At 72.6% G+C, this 23,291-nt stretch carries 19 protein-coding genes; 7 read left to right on the top strand and 12 right to left on the bottom strand.

Features of this window, described 5'->3' with window-relative positions; genetic code table 11:
- Positions 1-213 precede the first annotated feature (213 nt).
- Positions 214-1,131: a M23 family metallopeptidase gene (locus ACPC54_RS12550; protein ID WP_498964141.1), complete on the top strand. Its 918-nt coding sequence runs from the start codon at positions 214-216 to the stop codon at positions 1,129-1,131.
- 48 nt (positions 1,132-1,179) lie between these two features.
- Here ACPC54_RS12550 and ACPC54_RS12545 read toward each other — a convergent pair whose 3' ends face one another.
- Positions 1,180-1,827 (bottom strand): TetR/AcrR family transcriptional regulator, encoded by a 648-nt coding sequence (locus tag ACPC54_RS12545; RefSeq protein ID WP_498964139.1) that lies wholly within the window; start codon positions 1,825-1,827, stop codon positions 1,180-1,182.
- Between the two features lie 259 nt (positions 1,828-2,086).
- On the opposite strand from ACPC54_RS12545, the gene ACPC54_RS12540 reads away from it, so the two are divergent.
- Positions 2,087-3,685 (top strand): MDR family MFS transporter, encoded by a 1,599-nt coding sequence (locus ACPC54_RS12540; protein ID WP_498964137.1) that lies wholly within the window; start codon positions 2,087-2,089, stop codon positions 3,683-3,685.
- Positions 3,686-3,758: 73 nt separating this feature from the next.
- Here the strand turns inward: ACPC54_RS12540 and ACPC54_RS12535 are convergent, their stop codons facing one another.
- The gene (locus ACPC54_RS12535; protein WP_498964135.1) at positions 3,759-4,676 is read right to left on the bottom strand and encodes an HhH-GPD family protein; all 918 of its coding nucleotides are present in this window, start codon (positions 4,674-4,676) and stop codon (positions 3,759-3,761) included.
- Between the two features lie 214 nt (positions 4,677-4,890).
- On the opposite strand from ACPC54_RS12535, the gene ACPC54_RS12530 reads away from it, so the two are divergent.
- A complete protein-coding gene (locus ACPC54_RS12530; RefSeq protein ID WP_498964133.1) occupies positions 4,891-5,745 on the top strand; it encodes a hypothetical protein in 855 nt (284 codons plus the stop codon).
- Between the two features lie 78 nt (positions 5,746-5,823).
- Here the strand turns inward: ACPC54_RS12530 and disA are convergent, their stop codons facing one another.
- Both disA and radA read right to left on the bottom strand, forming a co-directional pair.
- Entirely contained in the window at positions 5,824-6,882 is a 1,059-nt protein-coding gene (gene disA, locus ACPC54_RS12525) for a DNA integrity scanning diadenylate cyclase DisA (protein WP_498964454.1), read from the bottom strand.
- 201 nt (positions 6,883-7,083) lie between these two features.
- The gene (radA, locus tag ACPC54_RS12520; protein ID WP_498964131.1) at positions 7,084-8,595 is read right to left on the bottom strand and encodes a DNA repair protein RadA; all 1,512 of its coding nucleotides are present in this window, start codon (positions 8,593-8,595) and stop codon (positions 7,084-7,086) included.
- Positions 8,596-8,837: 242 nt separating this feature from the next.
- On the opposite strand from radA, the gene ACPC54_RS12515 reads away from it, so the two are divergent.
- Complete coding sequence (locus ACPC54_RS12515; protein ID WP_498964129.1) at positions 8,838-10,808, top strand: BACON domain-containing protein; 1,971 nt, start codon at positions 8,838-8,840, stop codon at positions 10,806-10,808.
- Between the two features lie 66 nt (positions 10,809-10,874).
- On the opposite strand, the gene ACPC54_RS12510 is transcribed toward ACPC54_RS12515, so the two are convergent.
- Positions 10,875-12,212, bottom strand: a complete 1,338-nt coding sequence (locus ACPC54_RS12510; RefSeq protein ID WP_498964127.1) for a DUF1254 domain-containing protein — start codon at positions 12,210-12,212, stop codon at positions 10,875-10,877.
- A gap of 260 nt (positions 12,213-12,472) precedes the next feature.
- Here ACPC54_RS12510 and ACPC54_RS12505 point away from each other — a divergent pair, with 260 nt between their 5' ends.
- Complete coding sequence (locus tag ACPC54_RS12505; protein WP_498964124.1) at positions 12,473-13,513, top strand: NAD-dependent epimerase/dehydratase family protein; 1,041 nt, start codon at positions 12,473-12,475, stop codon at positions 13,511-13,513.
- A gap of 45 nt (positions 13,514-13,558) precedes the next feature.
- Here ACPC54_RS12505 and ACPC54_RS12500 read toward each other — a convergent pair whose 3' ends face one another.
- From ACPC54_RS12500 to ACPC54_RS12470, 7 genes are all read right to left on the bottom strand, one after another.
- The gene (locus ACPC54_RS12500; RefSeq protein WP_498964122.1) at positions 13,559-14,626 is read right to left on the bottom strand and encodes a family 2 encapsulin nanocompartment cargo protein polyprenyl transferase; all 1,068 of its coding nucleotides are present in this window, start codon (positions 14,624-14,626) and stop codon (positions 13,559-13,561) included.
- 139 nt (positions 14,627-14,765) lie between these two features.
- Positions 14,766-16,199 (bottom strand): family 2B encapsulin nanocompartment shell protein, encoded by a 1,434-nt coding sequence (locus tag ACPC54_RS12495; protein WP_498964120.1) that lies wholly within the window; start codon positions 16,197-16,199, stop codon positions 14,766-14,768.
- Positions 16,200-16,483: 284 nt separating this feature from the next.
- Positions 16,484-17,029: a methylated-DNA--[protein]-cysteine S-methyltransferase gene (locus tag ACPC54_RS12490; protein WP_498964118.1), complete on the bottom strand. Its 546-nt coding sequence runs from the start codon at positions 17,027-17,029 to the stop codon at positions 16,484-16,486.
- Positions 17,030-17,192: 163 nt separating this feature from the next.
- Positions 17,193-17,426, bottom strand: a complete 234-nt coding sequence (locus tag ACPC54_RS12485; protein WP_498964116.1) for a hypothetical protein — start codon at positions 17,424-17,426, stop codon at positions 17,193-17,195.
- 94 nt (positions 17,427-17,520) lie between these two features.
- Positions 17,521-18,366: a serine/threonine-protein kinase gene (locus ACPC54_RS12480; RefSeq protein WP_498964114.1), complete on the bottom strand. Its 846-nt coding sequence runs from the start codon at positions 18,364-18,366 to the stop codon at positions 17,521-17,523.
- Positions 18,363-20,294: an ABC transporter ATP-binding protein gene (locus ACPC54_RS12475; RefSeq protein WP_498964112.1), complete on the bottom strand. Its 1,932-nt coding sequence runs from the start codon at positions 20,292-20,294 to the stop codon at positions 18,363-18,365. Before ACPC54_RS12475 ends, ACPC54_RS12480 begins: the two co-directional genes overlap by 4 nt.
- A 42-nt stretch (positions 20,295-20,336) precedes the next feature.
- Complete coding sequence (locus tag ACPC54_RS12470; RefSeq protein WP_498964110.1) at positions 20,337-20,465, bottom strand: hypothetical protein; 129 nt, start codon at positions 20,463-20,465, stop codon at positions 20,337-20,339.
- Between the two features lie 638 nt (positions 20,466-21,103).
- Here ACPC54_RS12470 and ACPC54_RS12465 point away from each other — a divergent pair.
- Entirely contained in the window at positions 21,104-22,090 is a 987-nt protein-coding gene (locus ACPC54_RS12465; RefSeq protein WP_498964108.1) for a ParA family protein, read from the top strand.
- Positions 22,091-22,094: 4 nt separating this feature from the next.
- Positions 22,095-23,024: a PIN domain-containing protein gene (locus ACPC54_RS12460; RefSeq protein ID WP_498964106.1), complete on the top strand. Its 930-nt coding sequence runs from the start codon at positions 22,095-22,097 to the stop codon at positions 23,022-23,024.
- Positions 23,025-23,291: the final 267 nt, after the last annotated feature.

Here is a 23,291-nt window from a genome sequence, read left to right as displayed (position 1 = left end):
CCGGGGCAGCCGCCCAGGTGAGGACGATCCGATCTCATGATCATTACTCCGTCGGCTTGAATCTCCGGCACCACGCTGACTACACGCCGTAGTACGTCACCGCGTTTGGGAGTCCGCTCGGTGACGGTTACACCTGAGTGGTCCCCCGCTCAGCACACGCCCCGAACGGGCCCTTCGTGCTGCCCTCCTACGATCCGTGAGGTACGGCAACCGATGTCCGACGTCCCGTCCGTGCAGCCGGCCCTGCGCCGTCTCGCCGCCCACGCGGTGGCCCAGGCGGCGGCCTGGCAGCCCCGGCTCGGCCGTACCCTCCGCACCGTCCGCACCCACGCCGCGCCGCTGCGCACGATCGCCGCGCCCCGGCACACCACCCTGCCCGGCAGCCGCCAACGGGCGGAGCGCGACCAGGCGGTGGTCTCCGCCGGGGCGGCCGCGGTGCTGCTCGCCGGCGCGCTCCTGGTCGCCACGCCCGGCAGCGCCGCGGCGCAGACCGTGCGGCCCACCACCCCGGGCTCCTCGGCCTTCACCGCGCCGCAGGCCGCGGTGCCCAGCCCGGGGATCGTCCAGCTGACCGGGCCCAGCCCGTACCGGCTGCCGGGTGACGGGAACTCGGCGCGGGAGTCCGTCGCGGTGGCCGCCAACCTGCTGCCGACCGAGCCGCCGGCCGCTGCCCCCGCGGCGGCCCCGGAACCCGAGCCCGCGCCGGCCCCCGCACCCGCCCCCGACTGGTCGGCACCGGTGCCGGGCGCGCCGACCAGCAACCCGTACGGCGTCGCCAACTCCGAGTACGCGGCCGGGTACCACACCGGGGTGGACTTCGCGGTCGCCCCGGGCACGGCGCTGCTCGCGGTCGGCAACGCGACCGTGGTGTCGGCCGGTTGGGACGGCGCGTACGGCAAGGAGGTCGTCCTGCGGCTCGCGGACGGGCACTTCGCGCAGTACGCGCACCTGTCCGCGGTCGCCGTCGCGGCCGGCGACCGCGTGTCGGCGGGCGAGCGGATCGGGCTGTCCGGGAGCACCGGCAACTCGACCGGGCCGCACCTGCACTTCGAGATCCGCACCAGCAACCGCTACGGCGCGGTGGTCGACCCGATCGCGTACCTCGCGGGGCACGGCGTCACCGCGTTCTGACCTTCCCGCCCCGGCGCCCGGCCCCGGACCCCGGACCCGCCCCGGAGGTCAGGGGCGGGTCGGGTCGGCGATCCGGCCGGCGATCTCCAGGGCGACCGTCCGGGCGGCCTCGGTGGCCTCCTCGACGGTCGCCTTCCGCCTCGGCTCGCCCCACACGTCGTCGACCGGGCCGCACCCGCCGTCCGCGGTCTCGCCGTCCTTGCTGTCCTGCTGGAGCAGGAACATCGCCGAGTGGATGGTGAACAGCGACATCGCCGCCCGCAGCCGGTCCGGGAAGTCCGCGCCCGGCCCGTGCACCAGCTGCATCATGCTGACGATCCGCTCCCGGAAGGCCAGGCCGGCCGGGGACTCCCGCATCGCGGGCTGGTTCTCGTGGAAGAAGCGCAGCAGCGGCGCCCGCGCGCCCATGCCGTCCGCGAAGCGGCGGATCAGCTCGTCGCGGAGCTCGGGGCTCCAGGTCTGCTTCCGGCCCCACTCGATGGTCTCGTCGATCGGCGCGGACATCCGGTCGACGATGCCGAGGACGATGTCGTCCTTGGTCTTGAAGTGGTAGTAGAGCGCGGCCTTGGTGACACCCAGGTGGTCGGCGATCTCGCGCAGCGAGGTCTGCTCGTAGCCCCGCTCGGAGAAGAGCTCCAGAGACACCTCGATGATGCGAGCCCGGGTGTCGCTGCGGGGGCTGTGCGGTGTGCCCATGGCCTGCCTCATGACTGCGTCGGTGACTACTGCTGCGGACCCCGGGTGGACGTCCGCCCCGGGCACATTCTCCCTGCCCGGGAGGCCGCTCGGGAAACTGGCTTGACGACCGGCTAGGAAACAACTTACCGTGCCGACGATCGATAAACTAGCCGGGCGACAAGTAAGTGATCGCCATCGCCGCCGCAGCGCGGCGCGACGCCCGTCCGCAAAGCTCGTCCAAGCAGCTCGTCCGAGAGACCTCCGGGAGACCCACCCCATGTCACAGTCCAAGACCGCCGGCCCGGCACCGGAGGGCAAGACGGCCGAGGAGGAGCAGCCGCGGTCACCCCGCGAGATCCGCCTCGTGATGATCGGCCTGGTCGTCACCATGCTGCTGGCCATGCTCGACAACCTGATCGTCGGCACCGCGATGCCGACGATCGTCGGTGAACTCGGCGGCGCCGAGCACCTGTCCTGGGTCGTCACCTCGTACATCCTGGCCACCGCCGCCTCCACCCCGATCTGGGGCAAGCTCGGCGACCTCTACGGCCGCAAGGGCACCTTCCTGACCTCGATCGTGATCTTCCTGGTGGGCTCGGCACTGTCCGGCCTGTCGCAGAACATGAGCGAGCTGATCGGCTTCCGCGCCCTGCAGGGCCTGGGCGCCGGCGGTCTGATGGTCGGCGTCATGTCGATCATGGGTGCGCTCGTCCCGCCGCGCGAGCGCGGCAAGTACCAGGGCATGTTCGCCGCGGTGATGGCGCTCGCCACCGTGGGCGGCCCGCTGATCGGCGGCTTCATCACCGACCACCTGAGCTGGCGCTGGACGTTCTACATCAACCTGCCGCTCGGCATCGTCGCGCTCGCCGTCGTCACCGTCACCCTGAAGCTGGCGAAGGTCCGCAACAACGCCCGGATCGACTACCTGGGCGCCCTGCTGCTCACCACCGGCATCGTCTCGCTGACCCTGATCACCACCTGGGGCGGCCAGCAGTACGCCTGGGGCTCCAAGCACATCATCGGCCTGGCGGTGCTCGCGCTCGCCGCGCTGATCGCCTTCTGCTACGTGGAGCAGCGGGTCGAGGAGCCGATGCTGCCGCTGAGCCTGTTCCGCAACCGGAACTTCACGATGGTCTCGATCATCGGCTTCATCGTCGGCTTCGTGATGTTCGGCTCGACCGTCTTCCTGCCGCTCTACCAGCAGATCGTCCAGGGCGCCTCGGCCACCAACTCCGGCCTGCTGCTGATGCCGATGATGTTCGGCATGCTGGTCGTCTCGCTGGTCGTCGGCCAGGTCGTCACCAAGACGGGCAAGTACCGGATCTTCCCGATCATCGGCACCGTCGTGATGACCACCGGCATGATCCTGCTCTCCACCATGGGCATCGGGACCAGCAGCTTCACCTCGGCCTGCTGGATGATCGTGCTCGGCGCGGGCATGGGCTTCCTGATGCAGATCACCATGCTGCTCGCGCAGAACAGCGCGGAGCAGAAGGACATGGGCGTGGCCAGCTCCACCGCCACCCTGTTCCGCACCATCGGCGGTTCCTTCGGCGTCGCCCTGTTCGGCGCGCTGTTCAACAACCGGGTCGCCGACACCATGAAGGAGCAGCTGGCCGGCAAGCAGCTGCCCCCCGGCGGTCTGAAGGACCCGGGGCAGATGAGCCCGGCCGACCTGCGCCAGCAGCCCGAATTCCTGCAGGACGCGTACCACCACGCGGTGTCCAACGGCATGCACACCGTCTTCCTGTGGGGCGCCGGCGTGGCCGTGATCGCGCTGGCCGCCGCGGTGTTCATCCGCGAGGTGCCGCTGCGCGGCGCCGGCCCGGGCGCCGACAAGCCGGCCGAGTCCTCGCTGGAGGCGGCCGCCGCCTGACGGACGGCACCGACCGACACACGACGGCGCCCCGGGAGGATCGTTCCTCCCGGGGCGCCGTCCTCGTCCGGTCCTACTGGGGCAGGCGGTAGACGCCCTGTTCGACCGGCTCGACCAGGCCGTCCGCGACCAGGCCGTCCAGCGCCCTGGCCCGCTGCACCGCGTCCGGCCAGACCGCGTCCAGCCGGGCCTGCTCGACCGAACCGTGCGCCTCGCGCAGCACCGCGAGCAGCTTGCCGCGCACCTGGCGGTCCGTTCCCTCGTAGGTCTGGCCGCGCCGGGCCGGGCCCTCGTACGGCGGGCAGCCGGCCCGCTGCCAGGCGCAGTGGGCGAACAGCGGGCAGTCCCCGCACTCCGGGCCGCGGGCGGTGCAGACCAGTGCGCCGAGCTCCATCACGCCGACCGCCCAGGTGGCCGCCGTCTCGGCGTCGGCGGGCAGCAGCGCGGTCGCCGTCCGGCGCTCCGCGGCGGTGGTGGCCTGGGCCGGGTACTCGACGCCGGTCACCGCGCGGGCGAAGACCCGGCGGACGTTGGTGTCCAGCACCACGTGCCGCTGGCGGAAGGCGAAGGAGGCCACCGCGGCGGCGGTGTACTCCCCCACCCCGGGCAGTGCGAGCAGCGTCGCGTGGTCGTCCGGGACGGCGCCGAGGTGGTGCTCGGTGATCGCCACGGCGGCGGCGTGCAGCCGCAGGGCGCGGCGCGGGTAGCCGAGCCGGCCCCACATCCGGACGGCCTCGCCGGCCGGCTCGGCCGCGAGCTCGGCCGGGGTGGGCCAGCGGGCCATCCAGGCCTGCCAGGCGGGCAGCACCCGCTTCACCGGGGTCTGCTGGAGCATGAACTCGCTCACCATGACGCCCCACGGCGTGGCGTCCGGGGCCCGCCAGGGCAGGTCGCGCTTGCTGGCCTCGTACCAGTCGAGGACGGTCTCGTGCAGCACGGGGAGAGGCAGTGGCAGCCCGGGGGCGGCGGTGGCGGTGGTGATGGCAGTCATGGCCCTTCGATCCTCCCATGCCGGGCGGGCGAGCCGAAGTGGAGGACGGAACTCCGGACGATGCGGGGAATTCACCGGGATTCCGCGCATGGAAGCTCCCTCGAACAGCTCAAATGGCGGATCATGTGAAGGAAGGGGCGACTGTGCGGTGTTGGTGAGTCAACAGGCACACACAGTCTCGTAGAGTTTGGGCGTGCCCTCTCTGCGTCAACCCGTGGGACCTCTGCCGGCCTCGATCTACTGGCGCCGGCGCGTCGTCGTGCTCGCCGCCGTGGTGGCGGTCGTCGCCCTGATCGCCTGGCTGATGAGCGATCAGGGAGGCGGTGACGGCGGCTCACCGAGCAAGGCCGCCCAGGCCGTACCGTCCCAGTCCCCGAACCAGACCCCGGCCCCGGCCATCACGCCCGGTGCCCCCTCCTCCGGCCCGGCGGCCCCGCCCGGCGGCGGCTCCGGAGGTTCCGGCGGCTCCGGAACGTCCGGCGGCTCCGGCGGCTCCGGCGGCTCCGGCGGCTCCGGCGGCTCCGGCGGCGACGTGAGCATCAACGGCGGGGCGACCGGGGCCAACCCGGGCTCCGGCGGCGTCACCGGCGGCTCCGGCGGCGGTGCTGGTGCCAACCCGGGCTCCAGCGGCGGCACTCCGCCGGTGAACACGGCCGACGTCATGAAGCTCCCGCTCTGCGTCTCCTCGCAGGTGGCGCTGGAGCTGACCCCGGTCCAGAACCCGAACCAGCCGAAGGACAAGCAGCAGCTGGTCCTGACGGTCAAGAACTCCGGCGCCGCCTGCCGGGTGGACCTCGGCCGCACCACCTCCGCGATCACGGTCACCTCCAACGACCGGATCTGGTCCTCCGCCGACTGCCCGTCCGACAAGGGCGCCAAGTGGGTGCAGGTGCCGGCGAACGGCAGCCAGGGCGAGACCTTCACCTGGGACCGCAGCCGCAGCAAGCCGGAGTGCGCCACCCCCGACGCCGCCCCGGTGCCGGCCGGCAACTACCAGGTGGTCGCCGAACTCAGCGGGCTCTCCGGCGAGAAGGTGCTGGCCCGGGCGCAGATCAAGCTGGAGGGCTGAGCGCGCCGCCCCGGACGGACCGGAGCCCCCGACCGCGCGGTCGGGGGCTCCGGTGTTCCGTCTGCCGTCCGGGACGGCTCAGACGTAGCGCTCCAGGATGGACGATTCGGCAAGGCGGGACAGGCCCTCGCGGACCGAGCGGGCCCGGGTCTCGCCGACGCCCTCGACCGTCTGCAGGTCGTCGATGCTGGCCGCGAGCAGCTTCTGCAGGCCGCCGAAGTGCTCGACCAGGCGCTCTATGACCGTGTTGGGCAGGCGCGGGATCTTCGCCAGCAGCCGGTAGCCGCGCGGCGAGACCGCGGAGTCCAGCGACTCCGGCGTGCCCGAGTAGCCGAGCGCCTTGGCGACCGTCTGGAGGTCCAGCAGCTCGGCGTGGGTGAGCGCCTCCAGATCGGCCAGCACCTCGGTGACCGTCCGGCCCTTCTTGGCGGCCCGCTCCGGGAAGTAGTCCCGGGCGACGAGTTCGCGCTCCGGCTCCACGCCCGCGATCAGCTCGTCCAGCTGGAGCGAGAGGAGGCGGCCGTCGATGCCGAGCTCCAGCACGTAGCCGGCGATCTCGGTGGCGATCAGCCGGACCATCTCCAGGCGCTGGGCGACGGCGGTGACGTCCCGGACCGTCACCAGGTCCTCGATCTCCAGCGCGGAGAGCGTGCCGGCCACCTCGTCCAGGCGCAGCTTGTAGCGCTCCAGGGTGGCCAGCGCCTGGTTGGCGCGGGACAGCACGGTGGTGGAGTCCTCCAGCACCCGGCGGGTGCCGTTGACGTACATGGCGATCAGGCGCATCGAGTGCGAGACCGCGACCACCGGGAAGCCGGTCTGCCGGTTGACCCGCTCGGCGGTGCGGTGGCGGGTGCCGGTCTCGTCGGTGGGGATGGTGGAGTCCGGCATCAGGTGGACGCCGGCCCGGACGATCTTGGTGATGTCCTTGTCGAGCACCACCGCGCCGTCCAGCTTGCACAGCTCGCGCAGCCGGGTCGCGGTGAACTCGACGTCCAGGACGAAGCCGCCGGTGCAGATGGACTCGACGGTCTTGTCGAAGCCCAGCACGATCAGGCCACCGGTGTTGGCCCGCAGGACCCGTTCCAGACCGTCACGCAGGGCGGTGCCGGGCGCGATGGCGGTGAGGGAGGCCCGCAGCAGGGCCTCCTCGCGGGAGGCCTTGTCCGCCCCCCGGTCGCTGGCTGCCACGTGACTCCTCCGGTCGACCCCGTGCCGCGCGCCTCGCGCCGTGCGCCGGTCCGCGGTCTGTTGCTCTGTCGCTCAGTACCGCTCGGTACTGCCTTCTGGCCAATGAGACTGGGGAAAGTCTAACTGCGTGCGGCTTCGGCAGGGCTTGGGTCAGCGCAGTTCGTCGGAGTCGAGCGGCTCCCAGCCGTCCATCAGCTCGTCGGGGTGGGCCGCGACCTGGGGTGCGCGGGGGGCCGGCGGGGCCGACGCGGCCTCACCCCGCGCCTCCCCGCGCGGCTTGGCGGCGGAACGGCGGCGGCCCGGGATCGCCCGCAGCGCCTCGCCGATGTCGGCCACCTCCACCACCTTCATGCCCGGCGGCACCTTGCCCGGGTCCGGCGGGACCAGGGCGTGGGTGAAGCCCAGCCGGTGTGCCTCGGCGAGCCGGCGCTGCACGCCCGTCACCCGCCGCACCTCACCCGCCAGGCCGACCTCGCCGATCGCCACCAGGTTGCTGGGCAGCGGGGTGTCGGTGGAGGAGCTGGCCACCGCGAGCGCCACCGCGAGGTCGGCGGACGGCTCGGACAGCTTCACCCCGCCGACCGTCGCCGTGTAGATGTCCTGCTTGCCGAGCTTCACCCCGCCGTGCCGCTCGACCACGGCCAGGATCATCGCGATCCGGGGCGACTCCAGGCCCGAGGTGGTGCGGCGCGGGGAGGGGATCTGCGAATCCACCATCAGCGCCTGCACCTCGGCCACCAGCGGGCGCTTGCCCTCCAGGGTGACGGTGAGGCAGGTGCCGGGGACGGGCTTGTCACGCCGGGTCAGGAAGAGGCCGGACGGGTCGGCCAGGCCGACGATGCCCTCGTCGTGCAGCTCGAAGCAGCCCACCTCGTCGGTGGCGCCGTAGCGGTTCTTGACCCCGCGGATCAGCCGCAGCCGGGCGTGCCGGTCGCCCTCGAAGCTCAGCACCACGTCCACCAGGTGCTCCAGCAGGCGCGGGCCGGCGATCTGGCCGTCCTTGGTGACGTGGCCGACCAGCAGGGTGGCCATGCCGCGCTCCTTGGACGCCCGGATCAGCGCGCCCGCCACCTCGCGGACCTGGGCCGGGCCGCCGGGGGCGCCGTCCAGCTCGGCGGAGGCGATGGTCTGCACCGAGTCCAGGATCAGCAGGCCGGGGTTGACCGCCTCGATGTGGCCGAGCACGGCGCCGAGGTCCTGCTCGGCGGCGAGGTAGAGGTGCTCGGAGAGGGCGCTGATCCGGTCGGCGCGCAGCCGGACCTGGCCGGCCGACTCCTCGCCGGTGACGTAGAGGGTGCGGTGCTGCGCGGTGGCCGCCTTGGCGGCGACGTCCAGCAGCAGGGTGGACTTGCCGACGCCGGGCTCGCCGGCCAGCAGCACCACCGCGCCGGGGACCAGCCCGCCGCCGAGCACCCGGTCCAGCTCCGGCACGCCCGTCGAGCGGGCCGTCGCGACCTGGCCGTCCACCTGGGCGATCGGACGGGCGGGCGCGCTGACCGGGCCGGCGGCGGTGGTGCGGATCGGCACCGCGCCGTACTCCTCGACCGTGCCCCAGGCGTTGCACTCCGGGCAGCGGCCGACCCACTTCGGCAGCTGGTTGCCACACTCGGTGCAGCGGTAGGCCGGGCGCGGCTTGGCGGTGGTCTTGGAACGCGGAGGCATGCGGCACACGGTAGCGGGTGGGTCCGACAAGGGCGGGACGGCGAGCGGGGCCGGGGGCAGGGGGCGGGAGCGAGGGCCGGAGCGGGGCGGGCGCAAGGGCCGGGGCGGGGCGGGCGCGCGGGCGGGCGGACGCCAGTGGGCGCGCCGGGCATCCACACAGATGGGCGATGTTGTTACCCGAAAGAAGTACATACGCGCCGAATGGCGGGGACCGGGTGCCCGGTGAACCTACCTTCGGACGGGTGACGACGCGTATCGAAAGGACGCCGGGCGCGGCCGGGGTGCGCCCCGGCGGCGGGGCCTCCGCCGGGGCGGAGCGGCCGGCGGGGGTGCGGCACCGGGCCGGGGCACCGCTGCGGGCCGCCGCCGGGACGCGGGCCGAGGCCGTGCTCGCGGCGTACGACCGGCAGGTGGACGGGCTGTTCACCTACTGCCTCTCGGTGCTGTGCGAGCACGACGCCGCCGCCGACGCCCTGCGCGAGGTCCGCGAACTGGCGCGGCGCCACGGCACCCGGCTCGCCGAGCCCGGACTGCTCCGGGCCTGGCTGTTCTCGCTGGCCCGGTACTGCTGCCTGCGGCGGCTCGCGGACGGCAGCGGCCGGGAGCCCGATCCGGAGCTGCCGGAGGCCGAGGCGGCCCGGCGGCGGCGCGAACTGGCCTCGCTGGCCTGGCCGGAGGCGGCCGGCACCGACCCGGAGCAGCGCGAGGCGCTGGAGCTGTCGGTGCGGCACCGGCTGACCCCGCTGGAGGTCGCCGCGGTGCTGGGCCTGGCGTTCGAGCAGGCCCGGGCGCTGCTCGCGGGCGCCGAGGCGGAGGTGGCCAGGACCCGGGCGGCGCTGCTGGTGCTGGGCGTGGGCAGCTGCCCGGAGCTGGACCGGCTCGGCGGGGCCGGGGCGGAGTCCTGGCGGGACTGGGTGCTCGGGCCGGCGCTGCGGCGGGAGCTGGTGCAGCACGTGGTGGACTGCCCGACCTGCCGGGGGACGGCGGGGCGGGTGGCCGGGGAGGCCGTGGACGGCGCGGCCGGGCTGTCGGGTCTGGCGCTGCTGACCGCCCCGGCGGCGGAGGTCGCGTTCCTGCCGGTGGCGGGCGTGCCGGCGGCGGGGGCGCGGGGGGTCGAGCCGGGGCTGCGCTTCGACCAGGGCGGCTTCCCCCGGCACCGGGCGCCGGACGCGGGCCGCGGGCTGGCGATCCGGCGGCGGGTGGTGACCACCGGGGTGCTCGCGGCCGTCCTGGCGGCGCCGGTGGTGGCGCTGTGGGCCGGGCACCGGGGCGGCGGCGGGGCGGGGGCGGCGGCCTCGGTGTCGGCGGTGCGGGTGGACGAGGGCGGACGACCGGCCGGGCAGCGGCTGCCGTGGGGGGCGGGCGACGCGGGCGGTGCCGGGGCGGGGCGGCCGGGGGCCGGGGTGCCGGGGCTGGAGTTGGCCGGGGCGGGAGCGGGCGTGGGCGGGGTGGGTAGTGCAGAAACGTTGCTGCCCGGATTTCCGCGGCTGACCTTTCAGGGCCCCGCCGTCCCCGTGCCCGCCCGGGGCGCCACCCCGCTCGGCAGCCCGGCCCTGGTCGCCGCGCCGGCCCCGCTCGCCCAACAGGCCTCCGCGCCCGGCGGCGGGACCGACGACCCGGTCGCGGGCGGGCTGCTCACCGTCGAGGCCGGCGAGTACGGCAGCCGCACCGTCCTCACCCTCACCAACTCCGGCGCCACGGAGATCCGCTGGCGGGCCGTGACGGACGCGGGCTGGCTCCGGCTCAGCCGCGACTCCGGGACGCTCGCGCCCGGCCAGCGGATCACCGTGATCGTCACCGTCGACGAGGACCTGGCGCCCGGCACGCACTGGACGGCCCGGATCGCGCTGCCGCCCTCGCAGGCGGTGGTCACCCTGGAGGGCGGGCCGCACAACCGGGGCGGCTCGGCCTCCTCGCCGCCGGAGCCGTCCGCGACGGCGCCCTCGACCGGCCCCTCGACCGGCGGGCCGAGCGGCGGCGGGGCGAGCGGCGGGGCGACGGGGGCGCCCACCGCGGGGCCGTCCGCGAGCGCCACGGCCCCGCCCTCGCACGCACCCTCCGGCGGCCCGGCGACGGGGGTACCGTCGACGCCCGCCGGGTCGGGCTCGCCGTCCGGGGCGCCGAAGCCCTCGGCGCCCGCCTCGGGGGCGCCCACGGCGACGGCCTCGCCGCACCCGGGCGGAACGGCGGCGGCCTCGCCGGCGGAACGGTAGCGGGCGTGACGGGCGGCTTGGCGGGGCGGTAAGCGGGCGTGACGGGCGGCTCGGCGGGGCGGGCGGTCAGTCCACGCGGACGATCGGCGGCACCTGGTAGCTGCCGTCCAGGACGGCCGCCTCGGGCTGGTAGATCCGCATGATCGGGCGGAACTCACCCACCGGAGTGGGCAGCCAGTTGGCCGCCGCCGTCGCGTCCTCCGGCTGCTCGTGCTGGAGGGTCACGGTGAGCGAGCCGTCCGCGCCGTACACCAGGCCGGGGGTGCGGTCGCCGATCGAGTAGCGGTCGATCGGGTTCTCCACCAGGTAGTAGTCCGGCAGCGCGTACATGGTGACCGACCAGAACGCCTCGGCGGGCGGCGGCTGGTCGAAGTGGAGGGTGTAGCGGTGCGCGCCGCTGAGCGGGCGGCCGTCCGCGTCGTCGTAGGTCATCGCGTACGAGGCCTCGTAGGCGTGGTTGCCCCAGAGGCCGGCCCGGGCGGCGGCGGCCCGGCTGAGGTAGGCGGCGCGGCGGTCGGGGATGCGCCACTCCGGGTCGTCCAGGGTGCCGGGGCCCAGGTGGTCGGAGTTGTAGTCGAAGAGGTGCAGCGCGCCGCGCCACTCGCCGAGCGGGTGATCCTCGGCCGGGCGGGTGGCGTCCTCGACCCGCTCGCGGCCCGCCGCCAGGCCCTTGGCGAGCGCGAACGTCCACTGCTCGGCCGCCGCCCGGTACGGCGAGGCGCCCTCGTCGAGCAGGCCGAGCGGGGCGAACCGGCGCTGGTACTCGATGTCCTGCGCGGACGGCGGGAAGGCCCGCATCCAGACCCGCAGGCGTTCGAAGAAGGCCAGCCGCTCGGGGACGTCCTGGTCGGGCTCGGGCAGGCCGGCCACCAGGCCGCCGGGTTCCAGCGGGCGCAGGGTGAGGCCGTCCTGCAGGGCCCGGACCCGGGGCAGGTCCTCCGGGCCGGCGCAGGCGAAGCGGCCGACGATCGTGCCGACCGTGGTCGGCAGCTCGATCACCCGGGCCGGGTCCGGCGGGGTGCCGTGCCAGTCGGGCGGGACGATCAGCCAGGTCTGCTCGCCGGTGCCGGTGGCGCGGCGGCCGAGGTAGGCGGTGTTGGCCGTCCAGGCGTCGATGAACTGCAGCACGTAGTAGGCGCCCGCCGCGTCCGCCACGTTCAGCACCAACGGGCCCTCGGAGAGGTCGAGTTGGGCGATCGAGTAGATGGTGTCGTTGTTCACCGAGACGAAGTGGTCGCCCGGGCCGGCCAGCCGGGTGGCGTGGCTGAAGTGGTTGAACCCCGCCGCCGGGAGGGTGCCCAGGCCGCCCTGGGTGAAGCGCTCGACCATGGTGAGGCCGGCGACCAGCGGATAGCCGTAGACGTACGCGTCGGCGGCCAGGGCCTCCAGCTCGGGCTGGGTCATCGGAGGGTCCTTCGCGCGGGAGGGACGGGGGTCGGCGGGACGGCGGGACGGCGCCCGAACCGGGAGTAGGGGTACACGTCGGATGCTAAGGGGGGCCGGGTGGGGCGGCATGCCGAGCGCGCGGCGCGCGGGCGGTGGGCTCGGGGCCACGGGAGGCGGGCTCCGGCCCGCGGACGGCGGGCTCCGGCGCGCGCACGGCCCCGCTCTGCTCAGCGCTAACCCCCGCTCGCGGGGCCTGCGATCGGGGCAGGCTGACCGGCATGAAGATCCTGCTGCTCGGTGGCTCGTCCTTCCTCGGGCGGGCCTACGCCGCCGAGGCCCTCGCCCGCGGCCACCACGTGACCACCTTCAACCGCGGCCGCAGCGCGGGCGACCTCCCCGGGGTCGACGCCGTCCGGGGCGACCGCGACAGCGCCGAGGACCTCGCCCGGCTGGTCGACGGCCGCAGCTGGGACGCCGTCGTCGACACCTCCGCCCAGCAGCCCGCGCAGGCCGCGCTCTCCGCCCGGCTGCTGCGCGACCGGGCCGCGCACTACACCTTCGTCTCCTCAGTGCACGCCCACACCGACTGGGCCGTCCAGGTGATCACCGAGGACTCGCCGCTGCTCCCCTGCCCCGCCGACGCCCCGCCCGGCCGGCCGTTCGGCCGTGAACTGAAGGCCGGCTGCGAGCGCGCCGTGCTGGAGCACTTCGGTACCGGGCGGACGCTGGTCCTCAGGAGCGGGCTGCTCATCGGGCCGCACGAGTTCGGCGGGCGGCTGCCCTGGTGGCTGGAACGGATGGCGCGCGGCGGGCGGGTGCTCGCCCCCGGCGATCCGGGACGGACCGTCCAGGTGATCGACGTCCGGGACTTCGCCGCCTTCGGGCTCGACCGGCTGACGGCCGGGACGGCGGGCCGGTTCCTCACCACGGCGCCGCCGGGACTGCTCACCTTCGGGCAGTGGCTGGAGACCTGCCGGGAGGTCGCGGGCGCGCCGGACACCGAACTCGTCTGGGTGGACGACGCCGCGCTGCTCGCCGAGGGGCCGGACCAGGTCACGCCCTGGCTCGAACTCCCCTTCTGGGCACCGGACCTGCCGGACTGGGCGCACATCTGGCAGGTCGACAGCAGTCGCGCCCGGGCCGCCGGCCTGCGCTGCCGCCCGTTCGCCGAGACGGTACGGGACACCTGGGCGTGGCTGCGCACGCGCGGGCCGGTGGACGACACCGACGCGGAGGGCCGCAAGGGACGGCCGGACGCGGCGTTCCGGCAGGGCATCGAACCGGCCAAGGAGCAAAGGCTGTTGGCCGCCCTCGGCTGACGCGCCAGGGGGCGGGAGGTCGGCCCCCTGGCGCGAGCCCCCCGGTCAGTGCGTGCGGCGGGTCACCAGCTCGGCGAGCGCCAGCAGTTCGTCGGCCGCGGACGGCTCCGGCACGGCCACGGCCAGCTGCGCCATCGCCGCGGCCATCCGCTCGCAGGACTCGCCCTGCGCCCAGCCGCGCCCGCCGGCCCCCTCGACGGCCACCGCGCACTGCGCCAACTCCTCGGCGCTCAGCTGGCGTTCGAGGACGTACAGCTCGGCGAGCCGCCGCCCCTGCGGGGTGTCGGAGCCCAGCGCCGCCACCACCGGCAGCGACTTCTTGCGGGCGACCAGGTCCGCGCCGACCGGCTTGCCGGTCACCGCCGGGTCGCCCCAGATGCCGATCAGGTCGTCGATCAGCTGGAACGCCAGGCCGATCTGGCGGCCGAAGCCGTCCATCGCCTGCGCCGCCTCGTCGGAGCCGCCCCCGTACAGGGCGCCCATCGCGCAGGCCGCGCCGAGCAGCGCGCCGGTCTTGGCCTCCGCCATCGCCAGGCACTCGGGCAGCGACACGTCGTCCCGCCGTTCGAAGGCGCAGTCGATCTGCTGGCCCTCGCACAGCTCGACCACGCAGTCGGCGAGCCGACGGATCGAGCCGCGAGCGGCCGGGTGGGCGTCCTCCGCGAGCAGGCGCAGGGCCAGCGAGTGCATGGCGTCCCCAGCCAGGATGGCCTCGGTGGTGCCGAACACCCGCCAGGCGGTGGGGCGGTGGCGCCGGGTGTCGTCCCGGTCGATGACGTCGTCGTGCAGCAGGGTGAAGTTGTGCACCAGCTCCGCCGCCGCCGCAGCCGCGACGGCGTCGCCGGGAGTGCCGCCGAGCGCCTGGGCCGCGGCGAGGACCATGGCCGGCCGGATGGCCTTGCCGGAAGGGGCGGTGGCGGGCGAGCCGTCCGCCTCCCACCAGCCGAAGTGGTAGCCGGCGACCTTGCGCATCGCGCCGGGCAGCGAGTCGACGGCGGCCCGCAGGACCGGGTCGACCAGGCCGCGGGCGCGTTCGATGACGTCCGCCGCGACGGCCGCGTCGCGGTGCTCGCTTCCCTCTTTGTGCTCTCGCTCCAGCGTGGGACTCGTCATGGGTTTCTCCCGTGGACGCCGGCGCCGCGTCGCTCGGGACCGGGCGCCGGCTGTCGTTTCGTGGGCGGCCGTGAGCCGGCCGGGTCGACATCGGTCCGGCCGGCTCACGGTGAGGTGTTCGGCGAATTCCGCGCGTCCGTCAGCGCTGCGCGACGTCCACGTTCTCCAGCACGCCGACCGCGTCCGGAACGAGGATCGCGGCGGAGTAGTACAGGCTGACCAGGTAGGAAATGATGGCCTTGTCGTCGATTCCCATGAAACGCACCGAAAGGCTCGGCTGGTATTCGTCCGGAATTCCGGCCTGGTGCAGGCCGATGACGCCCTGATTGTCCTCGCCGGTCCGCATCGCGATGATCGACGTGGTGTGCCCGCCGATCACCGGGATCTTGTTGCACGGGAAGATCGGCACCCCGCGCCAGGAGCCGACGTGCTTGCCGTCGACCTCGATGGTGTCCGGGTAGAGGCCGCGCCGGTTGCACTCGCGGCCGAAGGCGGCGATGGCCTTGGGGTGGGCGAGGAACATCTTGGTGCTGCGGCGGCGGCTGATCAGCTCGTCCATGTCGTCCGGGGTGGGCGGGCCGGAGTGGGTCTGGATCCGCTGGTCGTAGTCGGCGTTCTCCAGCAGGCCGAACTCCGGGTTGTTGATCAGCTCGTGCTCCTGGCGCTCGCGCAGCGCCTCGATGGTCAGCCGGAGCTGGTGCTCGGTCTGGTTCATCGGCTGGTTGTAGAGGTCGGCGACCCGGGAGTGCACCTTGAGGATCGTCTGCGCGACGCTCAGCTCGTACTCGCGCGGCTTCAGCTCGTAGTCCACGAAGGCGCCGGGCAGCTCGTACTCGCCCTGGTGGCCGGCGGAGAGGTCGATCGCCGCCTCGCCGTGCTTGTTCTGCGCCTGCTGGAAGCCGTTCAGGTACTCCATGATCTGCAGCTGCAGCGACTCGGAGCGGTCGTGCAGCTCCTGGAAGGACGGCCAGGCGAGCACCATCACCGTGCCGGACGTCGCGGCGCGGACGGTGTACGGCCAGGTGCCGTCCTCCTGCTGCAGCGCCTCGTCGCCGAGGTGGTCGCCGTCCGCGAGGGTGCCGACGACCGTCTCCTCGCCGTACTTGCCGGTGCCGAGGCGGTCCAGCTTGCCGTGCGCGATGAGGAAGACCTCGGTGATCGGTGCACCGGAGGCGACCAGCACGTCGCCCGCGTCGAACTGCCGCTGCACGAAGCGGCCGGCCAGCTCCGTCAGCACCGCCTCGTCCTCGTAACCGCGCAGCACCGGCACCTCGGCCAGGGTCTGCGGAACGACGCGCACCTCGGAACCGGTCTTGACGAAGCTCACCCGACCGCGCCCCACCGAATGCCGCAGGCGGCGGTTCACCCGGTAGGTACCGCCGGACACCTGGACCCAGGGCAGTTTCCTGAGCAGCCAGCGCGGGCTGATGCCCTGCATCTGCGGCGCGGACTTGGTGGTCGTGGCGAGGTTGCGCGCACCCGCCGTGCTCAGACTCTGCTGCTGCCGGATCTCCGACTGTGCACCTGGCTGCGCACCGGGCGCAGGAATACCGGCATTGGTTTCGGTCGACATAGGGGGAGCCCTTCGCATACCCGATGAAACGTCGCCTGCACATTCATGTTGCAGCTTCATGGTGGGCCCGTTCGGGTGCGCTCCGCAATCACTCGTTCGAGTGGTTCGGAATAACCGAACAAATAGTATGACTCGATCACCCGATCGAAATGAATTCGCTCATTCATTCGCCATGGCCTCGGGTACCGCACCGCCCTCGGGCCCATCCTGCCCCATCGACGCCCCGGCCCGCGCCTCCCCTTGACAGATCGACTCGCCATCCTGACGGATCGCCAAGCCCCCTGCTACAGCGGCCCGTTCCAGTCCAGCGTCGGCTCCAGCACCCCCTCCAGGGTGAGCAGCCAGCGCTTCACCTCGATCCCGACCCGGCCGCCGCCGAAACCGCCGATCCCGTCCGCCGCCACCACCCGGTGGCACGGCACCAGCAGCGCGACCGGATTCGCCGCCATCATCTGCCCGACCGTCCGGGCCGCCAGTCCGGGCTCGGTGACGTCCTCGAACACCCCGCTGCGGGCGGCCAGTTCGCCGTAGGTGATGGTCCGGCCGTACGGCACCTCGCGCCAGAGCGTCTGCAGCACCGCGCGGTGCGGGCCGGAGCTGCGGCTCCAGTCGATCGGCAGGCCCAACTCCCGGCTGCGGCCCGCCAGATAGGCGGTGATCCGGTCGGTGACGAGAGCCGCCTTCGACGCGTCGGTGCACGGCGGCAGCTCGCCGTCCCGCCCGCCGTAGCCGGCCGCCGCCACGCCCTGCGGCGTCACCGCGATGTGCATCGGGCCGCTCGGCAGCGGCGTCTCCACGGTCAGCCAGGACATCGACCAGGACTGCGGCACGTTCGGGCCCCCACCCTCCGCCGGGCCGGCCGCCGGCCACCGGCCGGACGCCCGGGGGGCGTGCGCGCGGTGCCCGCCCCGCGCGCCATCGTACGGCGGGTCGCGGGGCGGGTCGGGCGGGGTGTGCGGCGGGGCCGGTGGCGGGCCGTGGGGCGGGACGGCCTCAGAGCCGCCCCTTCAGTTCCGCCGAGAGCGTCCGCGCCCAGTGCGACAGCTCGGCCCGGTCCGGCGCCCGCCCCTCGCAGAGCACGGCCAGCTGCCCGTCCCCGATCCGGTTCGGGCCGGGGATCTCCAGCAGGTACGCCAGCTCCGCGAGCACGACGGCGAGCCGGTCCGCGTCCCGGTGCTCCAGGGTGACCGCGGACTCGTGATGGCTGATGGTGAGCGAACCGGGCATGGCAGGCCTCCTCCGTACGCCCCCGCCCCTCCACCGTACGGCCGCCCCGGGCCGCGCGCCCGCCTGGGACCGGCGGAGCCGGACCGGCCCCCGCTCACGCCTCCCACGGCGGGACGGCGCGGCGGCTGGTCGGGAGCAAGTCGTCCAGGGTGGCGGCCAGTTGGGGCAGGGCGGGGCGGGCGGCCGGGTCGAGGCGCAGGCAGGCGTCGATCGCCTCGGCGAGCGGGCGGGGGAGGCGGCGGGCGGTGCCGACCGGGGTGACGGGGGTGACCGGGGTGACCGGGGTGACCGGGGCGCCTGGGGCGTCGGCGCCGGGCAGCGCGCCGGTGGCGGCCTCGTAGAGGGTGATGCCGATACCCCAGACGTCCGCCGCCGCCGTGAGGTCGGCGCCGTCCGCCTGCTCCGGCGCGAGGTAGCCGTCCGTGCCGACGCCCGGGCTTCCCGGCCCCGGCGGGCGGGCGATGCTCAGGTCGAGCACCTTGGCGCGGCGGCAGTCGATCACGATGTTGGAGGGCTTGAGGTCGAGGTGCAGCAGGTTCTTCCCGTGCAGGTAGCGGATCGCCGAGCAGAGGTGCAGTCCGAGCAGGGCCAGGTCGGTGGCGGCCGGGCGGCGCGCGCGGCGGTCCAGGAGGTGGGCGAGGGTCTCGCCGGTGAGGGTCTCCAGGACGGCGTACGGCTGCGGGCGCTCGCCGGTGCCGTAGCCGCGCACCAGGTGCGGGTGGGTGAACTCGGTCAGCCAGCGGCCCTCCCGGAGCAGGCGCTCGCGCAGCTTGCGGTCGCGGCGGCGGTCGGGCCGGAGCACCTTGACCACGCAGCGGCAGTCGCGCTCCTCGCTCCAGGCGTCGTAGACGTCCAGCCAGCCGGTGCGGCACAGGTGGGCCAGCACCTGGTAGCCGGGGGCGACGGCCGTCCCGGCGGACAGGGGTTGCCGGGCGCTCACCGGAAGGCCTGCGGGAGGGGCGCGGCGGGCGCCGGCCGGGTGGGCGCGGACCGGGTGGACACGGACCAGGTGGACGGCGGCGGGGGCGGCGGCGGGTCGTCGACCGGCACGGGGTCGGCTCGGGCGAGCCGGGCCAGCCGGGCGTAGCCCTCGTCGCGGGCGAGGAGTTCGGCGTGGGTGCCGCAGGCGGCGACGCGGCCGTCGCGCAGCAGCACGATCCGGTCGGCGTTCCGTACGGTCAGCAGGTTGTGCGAGATGATGATCGTCGTACGCCCGCTCATCAGCCGCCCCAGCGGCTCCAGGATCCGCCACCCGGACTCCGCGTCCAGCCCCGTGGTCGGCTCGTCGAGCAGCAGGACCGGCGCGTCCCGGACCATCGCCCGGGCGATCGCGATCCGCTGGCGCTGCCCGCCGGACAGCAGCCGCCCGTGCTGCCCCACCACCGTGTCGTAGCCCTGCGGGAGCCGGCGGACGAACTCGTCCGCGTCCGCCGCCCGGGCCGCGGCCACGATCTGCGCCTCGGTCGCGCCCGGCCGCCCGTACCCGATGTTCTCCCGGACGGTGCCGTGGATCACCAGGGTCTCCTGCAGCAGCACCGCGATCCGCTCCCGCAGGTCGGTGACGGCCAGTTCGCGCAGGTCGAAGCCGTCCAGCCGGACGGCGCCGCGCTCCGGGTCGTAGAAGCGCAGCAGCAGCTTCGCGGCCGTCGACTTGCCCGCCCCGCTCTCCCCCACCATCGCCACCGTCTCCCCCGGTTCGGCGCGGAAGGAGACGTCGTACAGCGCGACCCCGGTCGTGCCGGGGTAGCGGAACCACACCCTGTCGAAGGCCACCGCGCCCTGCCCCCGGGGCGGCCGCACCGGCCTCGGCGGATCCGCCACCTGCGGCCGCTGGTCGAGCAGTTCGATGATCCGCTCGGCGGCCGCGGCGGCCGAGTAGAAGCCGTTGCTGAGCCGCGAGATCCCCCGGATCGGGCTGTACAACCGGCCCAACAGGGCGACGAAGACCAGCAGTTCGCCGAGCGTCAGGCGGCCCCGGGCGAGCTCCCAGGCCCCCAGGCCGAGCACGACCAGTGCCCCGACCAGCTCCAGCATCTCCACGATCGGCGCGAACAGCGCCCGCAGCCGGGTCGCCGCCATCGTCGCCCGGAACCGCGCCAGGCTCTCCCGCTCGAACCGCTCCTGCTCCCAGCCCTGCCGGTTGTACGCCTGCACCAGCGCGATGTTGCCCAGCGTCTCCTCCGCGAGCGCGCTCACCGAACCGCTGCGCCGCCGCCGCTCCCGCGAGGCCGCGTGCACCCGGGCCGAGAAGCGCCGCGCGGTCAGCCAGAACAGCGGCGCGACCAGCAGGGCCGTCGCGGCGAGGTCCCAGCGCAGGTAGAACAGCACCCCCAGGAAGACGGCCAGCTCGGCGACGTACGCGACCGCGTCCAGGACGCCCGAGAGCAGGAAGGTCTCGACCGCCTCGACGTCCGCGGTCAGCCGCGACAGTACGTCGCCGAGCCGCCGCCGCTCGAAGAAGCCCAGCGAGAGGCCCTGCAGGTGCCGGAACACGTCCGACCGCAGGGCCAGCAGGAAGCGCTCGCTGACCCAGGCCGAGGTCGTCTCGTCCGCGAAGCGCAGGCCGCCCGCCGCCAGCGTCAGCCCGGCGTACCCGAGCGCGATCGGCAGGAACAGCGCCAGCCTGTGCGGCACCAGCACCTCGTCGACGACGACCTTGAACAGCCAGATCGCGGCCGCGTCGACCACCGGGCCGAGGAGGACGAACCCCAGCAGCAGGGCCAGCCAGCGCCGCCCCCCGCGGGTGTAGGGCCAGAACCGCCCGAAGGTCCGCCGCAGCGGCACGGCCGGGGCCGGCGCGACGACCGGGTCAACCCGGCCGTCGCCGTCACCGGTGTCCACGGCCGTCAGCCGCCGCAGCGACCACACGCGCTTCGTCCCAGCCAGGGACCATGACCGGTCCGTCAGCCGTCAGTGCCGCGAGTGCGAGCCGCGACGACGACGGCGACCGGTCGTCTTGGAGTCCTTGGTCTCCTTGCCGGTCCCGGTCCGCTTCCGCGGATGCCGCATCGCCGGCACCAGGTTGGCCAGCATGCTCATCACTGCCACCTTTCTCTCGAACGCACCCCCACCGATGGGTACGCACCGGACGGCGGCGATGCTCACCCGCCCCGCCGACCGCCCCCCGGGGAACGCCGAAGGGCCGACCCCACCGGGGCCGGCCCTTCGAACTCGCGGAGCCCCCTGTCGGGTTCGAACCGACGACCCCCGCTTTACAAGAGCGGCCGTCCGTCACCCTCCGTGACCTGGAGTGCTCCCGCCCTGCCAGTTCCCCGGCCACCGCACCGCCGGCGCCCGCGATTGACCGCCACGTACCGCCTGATCTGGCACTCCTCTGGCACGCAGGAGTCCCTGCTACAGCTCATGGGGCGAAGGCTTCGGTACGTCGGGGCAATAGACGCCGCCTACCTGCAACAGGGACCGTACCGAGACGCCCGATCCCAGTCTCGGGATCAACGTCCGAGGAACGAAGAATTAAAGAGAGCAAGCAGCGCCGCGCCAGCTAGGCAGCTAGTACGCTCTCTCGCTAACGGACCACAGGCGCTACCACCGGCACGCCCGGGCCATAACGCTGCCTCATCACGTGCTGGAGCGAAGCAGGATGACAGTTGGCCGCTACCGGCAGCATGACGTCAGCGCCAGAGCACGCATCCTCCTCCCCAGAAGGTGGCTTCAAATTGAAGACAATCTCATTCTTCAACCACAAAGGCGGAGTGGGAAAGACTACGCTGATCTATAATGTTGGGCTAGCCCTAGCCCGCAAGGGAAAGCGAGTTCTTTTCGTTGACGCGGATGCGCAAGGAAACCTGACGAGCGCAGCAATCCCGGCAGTAGAAATCGAAGAACTATTTAACCGCGAAGGCACCATTTATGGGGCCCTCAAGCCCATAATCGAAGGATCTGGGGACCTTTCTTCGATCCACCCGTCGAAAATTCGAGAAAATGCCTGGATAATTCCCGGCGATATTCGTCTAAGTGAATTTGAGGAGTTCAGCTCAATCGGCTGGACTGAGGCGCTGGCCGGAACGCCCCGAGGAGCTCGGACAAGTGCCGCCCTATTTCGCCTAATCAAGAACGCGGCCGACCTGGTAGAAGCAGACTACTCCCTGATTGACCTTGGCCCAAATGTAGGTGCGCTCAACCGCACTGCGATCCTTGCATCTTCCGGATTCGTCATCCCACTAGCCCCCGACCTCTTCTCGGTTACCGCCCTTCCCAGCGTGGGGCGAAGCGCAGCCAGATGGATAGAGGACTGGGCCATCGCCCGCGAATCTATTTTGCGCCGAAATCCGAATCTCGAATTCCCTCTACCAGTCGGCAAGCCCTCCCCCCTGGGCTACCTAACACAGCAGTTTGCGGTGTATCGGGACCAACCGGCCGCAGCGTTCCAGGTTTGGAACGAAAGAATTCCATCCGCCTACAAGGCTGGAGTGGTTGATGAAATTTCGCCGACCGGTGTAGTAATTCCGTCCGGAGACCACCTAATCGGCCGCGTCCCAAACCTTTCGAGCTTGGTGCCGATGGCCCAGCGAACCAACCGGGCAGTCTTCGAACTAAGCGGTTCGGAAGCACGCGGCGCACAGTTCACGCGCGCGCGAAGGACCCTTGAACTATTCAACCAGCTGGCTGCCGAGATTGCGCGCCGCGTCGAAGAGGTGGACTGAGGTAATGGCAATCTTCCTCGACACCAACGTTCTTCCTCGGCAGCGGGTGGTCAGGAACGTAATCATCTCAACCATCCTGCGCGTTGCAAAGGCAAAAGGGATGGCAGTAGCCATTTCCTCCGTTGTGCTAGATGAGTCCCTGAGCCAGAGACGACAGGTGGCGACCTCGACCGTCGAATCCCTGTCTACAGCAATCTCCGCAATGTCGAAGTTAACTGACCTTGATCCGATCTACATCCCTGGAATTGAAGAGATCGTTGCGGACTGGGAAGGACAGCTGAGAGACGCTTTCCAAGTTATACCAGTAAACGGGGATGATGCTGCCGAGGCCCTCTGGAGAGAGGCCTTGCGGAAAAAGCCCGCGAAATCTGATGGCACAGGTGCTCGCGATGCAGCCATCTGGCTTACGGTAAAGCGCTCGCACTGTTCGTCGCCGGGAGGTCAAACACACTTTGTCTCTGATAACTGGAAAGACTTCGCCGCCCCGGATAAGAAAAGTCTCCACCCGGACCTTGCTGCTGAAGTATCCGATAGTGGCCCGTTTCACTACCATCGGAAACTAGAAGATCTACTCTCCGTTCTCGCGGTTCGGCGGCCCGTTCATGTATCCCGCGACCCATTTGGCGCCGAGATCCGAGACGACATACTGTCTCAAGTCCACGCCATGGATGACGGCATGGAAATCGAATGGGCAGGGGTCACTGAAGGGGATGTCCTTGACGAGCATCTGATCATCGAAGACTCGGGGAAATTCTCCGGATATGAGGTCGGAGAATCAGTGGTGTACTACATCAAGATGAATTCAATCGTCGAGTTTACGTATGAATCGACATCCATAAATGTTCCACTAGAGATCGGCTGCTGGGTCCTCTACGATCGCAGCCTGGTAAACGTCGCCGAAGTATCGGTGGAAAGGTTCTCTATCAGGCGGTGAGGCCCGGCATTCCTTACATGCTTTCGTAGGTCCGTTTCGATGCACCTACCCGCTGGCAACCTCTGGGAGGTGGAGCGGTTTTGGCCGGTGTCCTGTCCGGGCTGGGGTCGGGCATGATCGGGGGGCCGTAAGCTGCTGCGACTCGGTCAGGGCTTTTGGGCCTGACCGCAGTTTGGCCGAGTGGCCCCCCGGTCTTGCTCGACGCGGGTCCCTGCCCGGGGAGGTGGGTAAAACCGCGGAGCCGCCCGCCCCAGCCACGCCCTTGAC

Source organism: Kitasatospora sp. NPDC094028 (assembly GCF_049543595.1).
Classification (GTDB): Bacteria; Actinomycetota; Actinomycetes; order Streptomycetales; family Streptomycetaceae; genus Kitasatospora.
This window is presented reverse-complemented; position numbering and strand designations above follow the sequence as displayed.

What these genes read in the sequence shown, in the direction of transcription:
- ACPC54_RS12545 (WP_498964139.1), bottom strand. Translation starts at nt 1,827, where the DNA reads ATGGGCACACCGCACAGCCCCCGCAGCGACACCCGGGCTCGCATCATC.
- radA (WP_498964131.1), bottom strand. Translation starts at nt 8,595, where the DNA reads ATGCCTCCGCGTTCCAAGACCACCGCCAAGCCGCGCCCGGCCTACCGC.
- ACPC54_RS12540 (WP_498964137.1), top strand. Translation starts at nt 2,087, where the DNA reads ATGTCACAGTCCAAGACCGCCGGCCCGGCACCGGAGGGCAAGACGGCC.
- ACPC54_RS12550 (WP_498964141.1), top strand. Translation starts at nt 214, where the DNA reads ATGTCCGACGTCCCGTCCGTGCAGCCGGCCCTGCGCCGTCTCGCCGCC.
- ACPC54_RS12495 (WP_498964120.1), bottom strand. Translation starts at nt 16,199, where the DNA reads ATGTCGACCGAAACCAATGCCGGTATTCCTGCGCCCGGTGCGCAGCCA.
- ACPC54_RS12535 (WP_498964135.1), bottom strand. Translation starts at nt 4,676, where the DNA reads ATGACTGCCATCACCACCGCCACCGCCGCCCCCGGGCTGCCACTGCCT.
- ACPC54_RS12460 (WP_498964106.1), top strand. Translation starts at nt 22,095, where the DNA reads ATGGCAATCTTCCTCGACACCAACGTTCTTCCTCGGCAGCGGGTGGTC.
- ACPC54_RS12485 (WP_498964116.1), bottom strand. Translation starts at nt 17,426, where the DNA reads ATGCCCGGTTCGCTCACCATCAGCCATCACGAGTCCGCGGTCACCCTG.
- ACPC54_RS12510 (WP_498964127.1), bottom strand. Translation starts at nt 12,212, where the DNA reads ATGACCCAGCCCGAGCTGGAGGCCCTGGCCGCCGACGCGTACGTCTAC.
- ACPC54_RS12500 (WP_498964122.1), bottom strand. Translation starts at nt 14,626, where the DNA reads ATGACGAGTCCCACGCTGGAGCGAGAGCACAAAGAGGGAAGCGAGCAC.
- ACPC54_RS12505 (WP_498964124.1), top strand. Translation starts at nt 12,473, where the DNA reads ATGAAGATCCTGCTGCTCGGTGGCTCGTCCTTCCTCGGGCGGGCCTAC.
- ACPC54_RS12470 (WP_498964110.1), bottom strand. Translation starts at nt 20,465, where the DNA reads ATGAGCATGCTGGCCAACCTGGTGCCGGCGATGCGGCATCCGCGGAAG.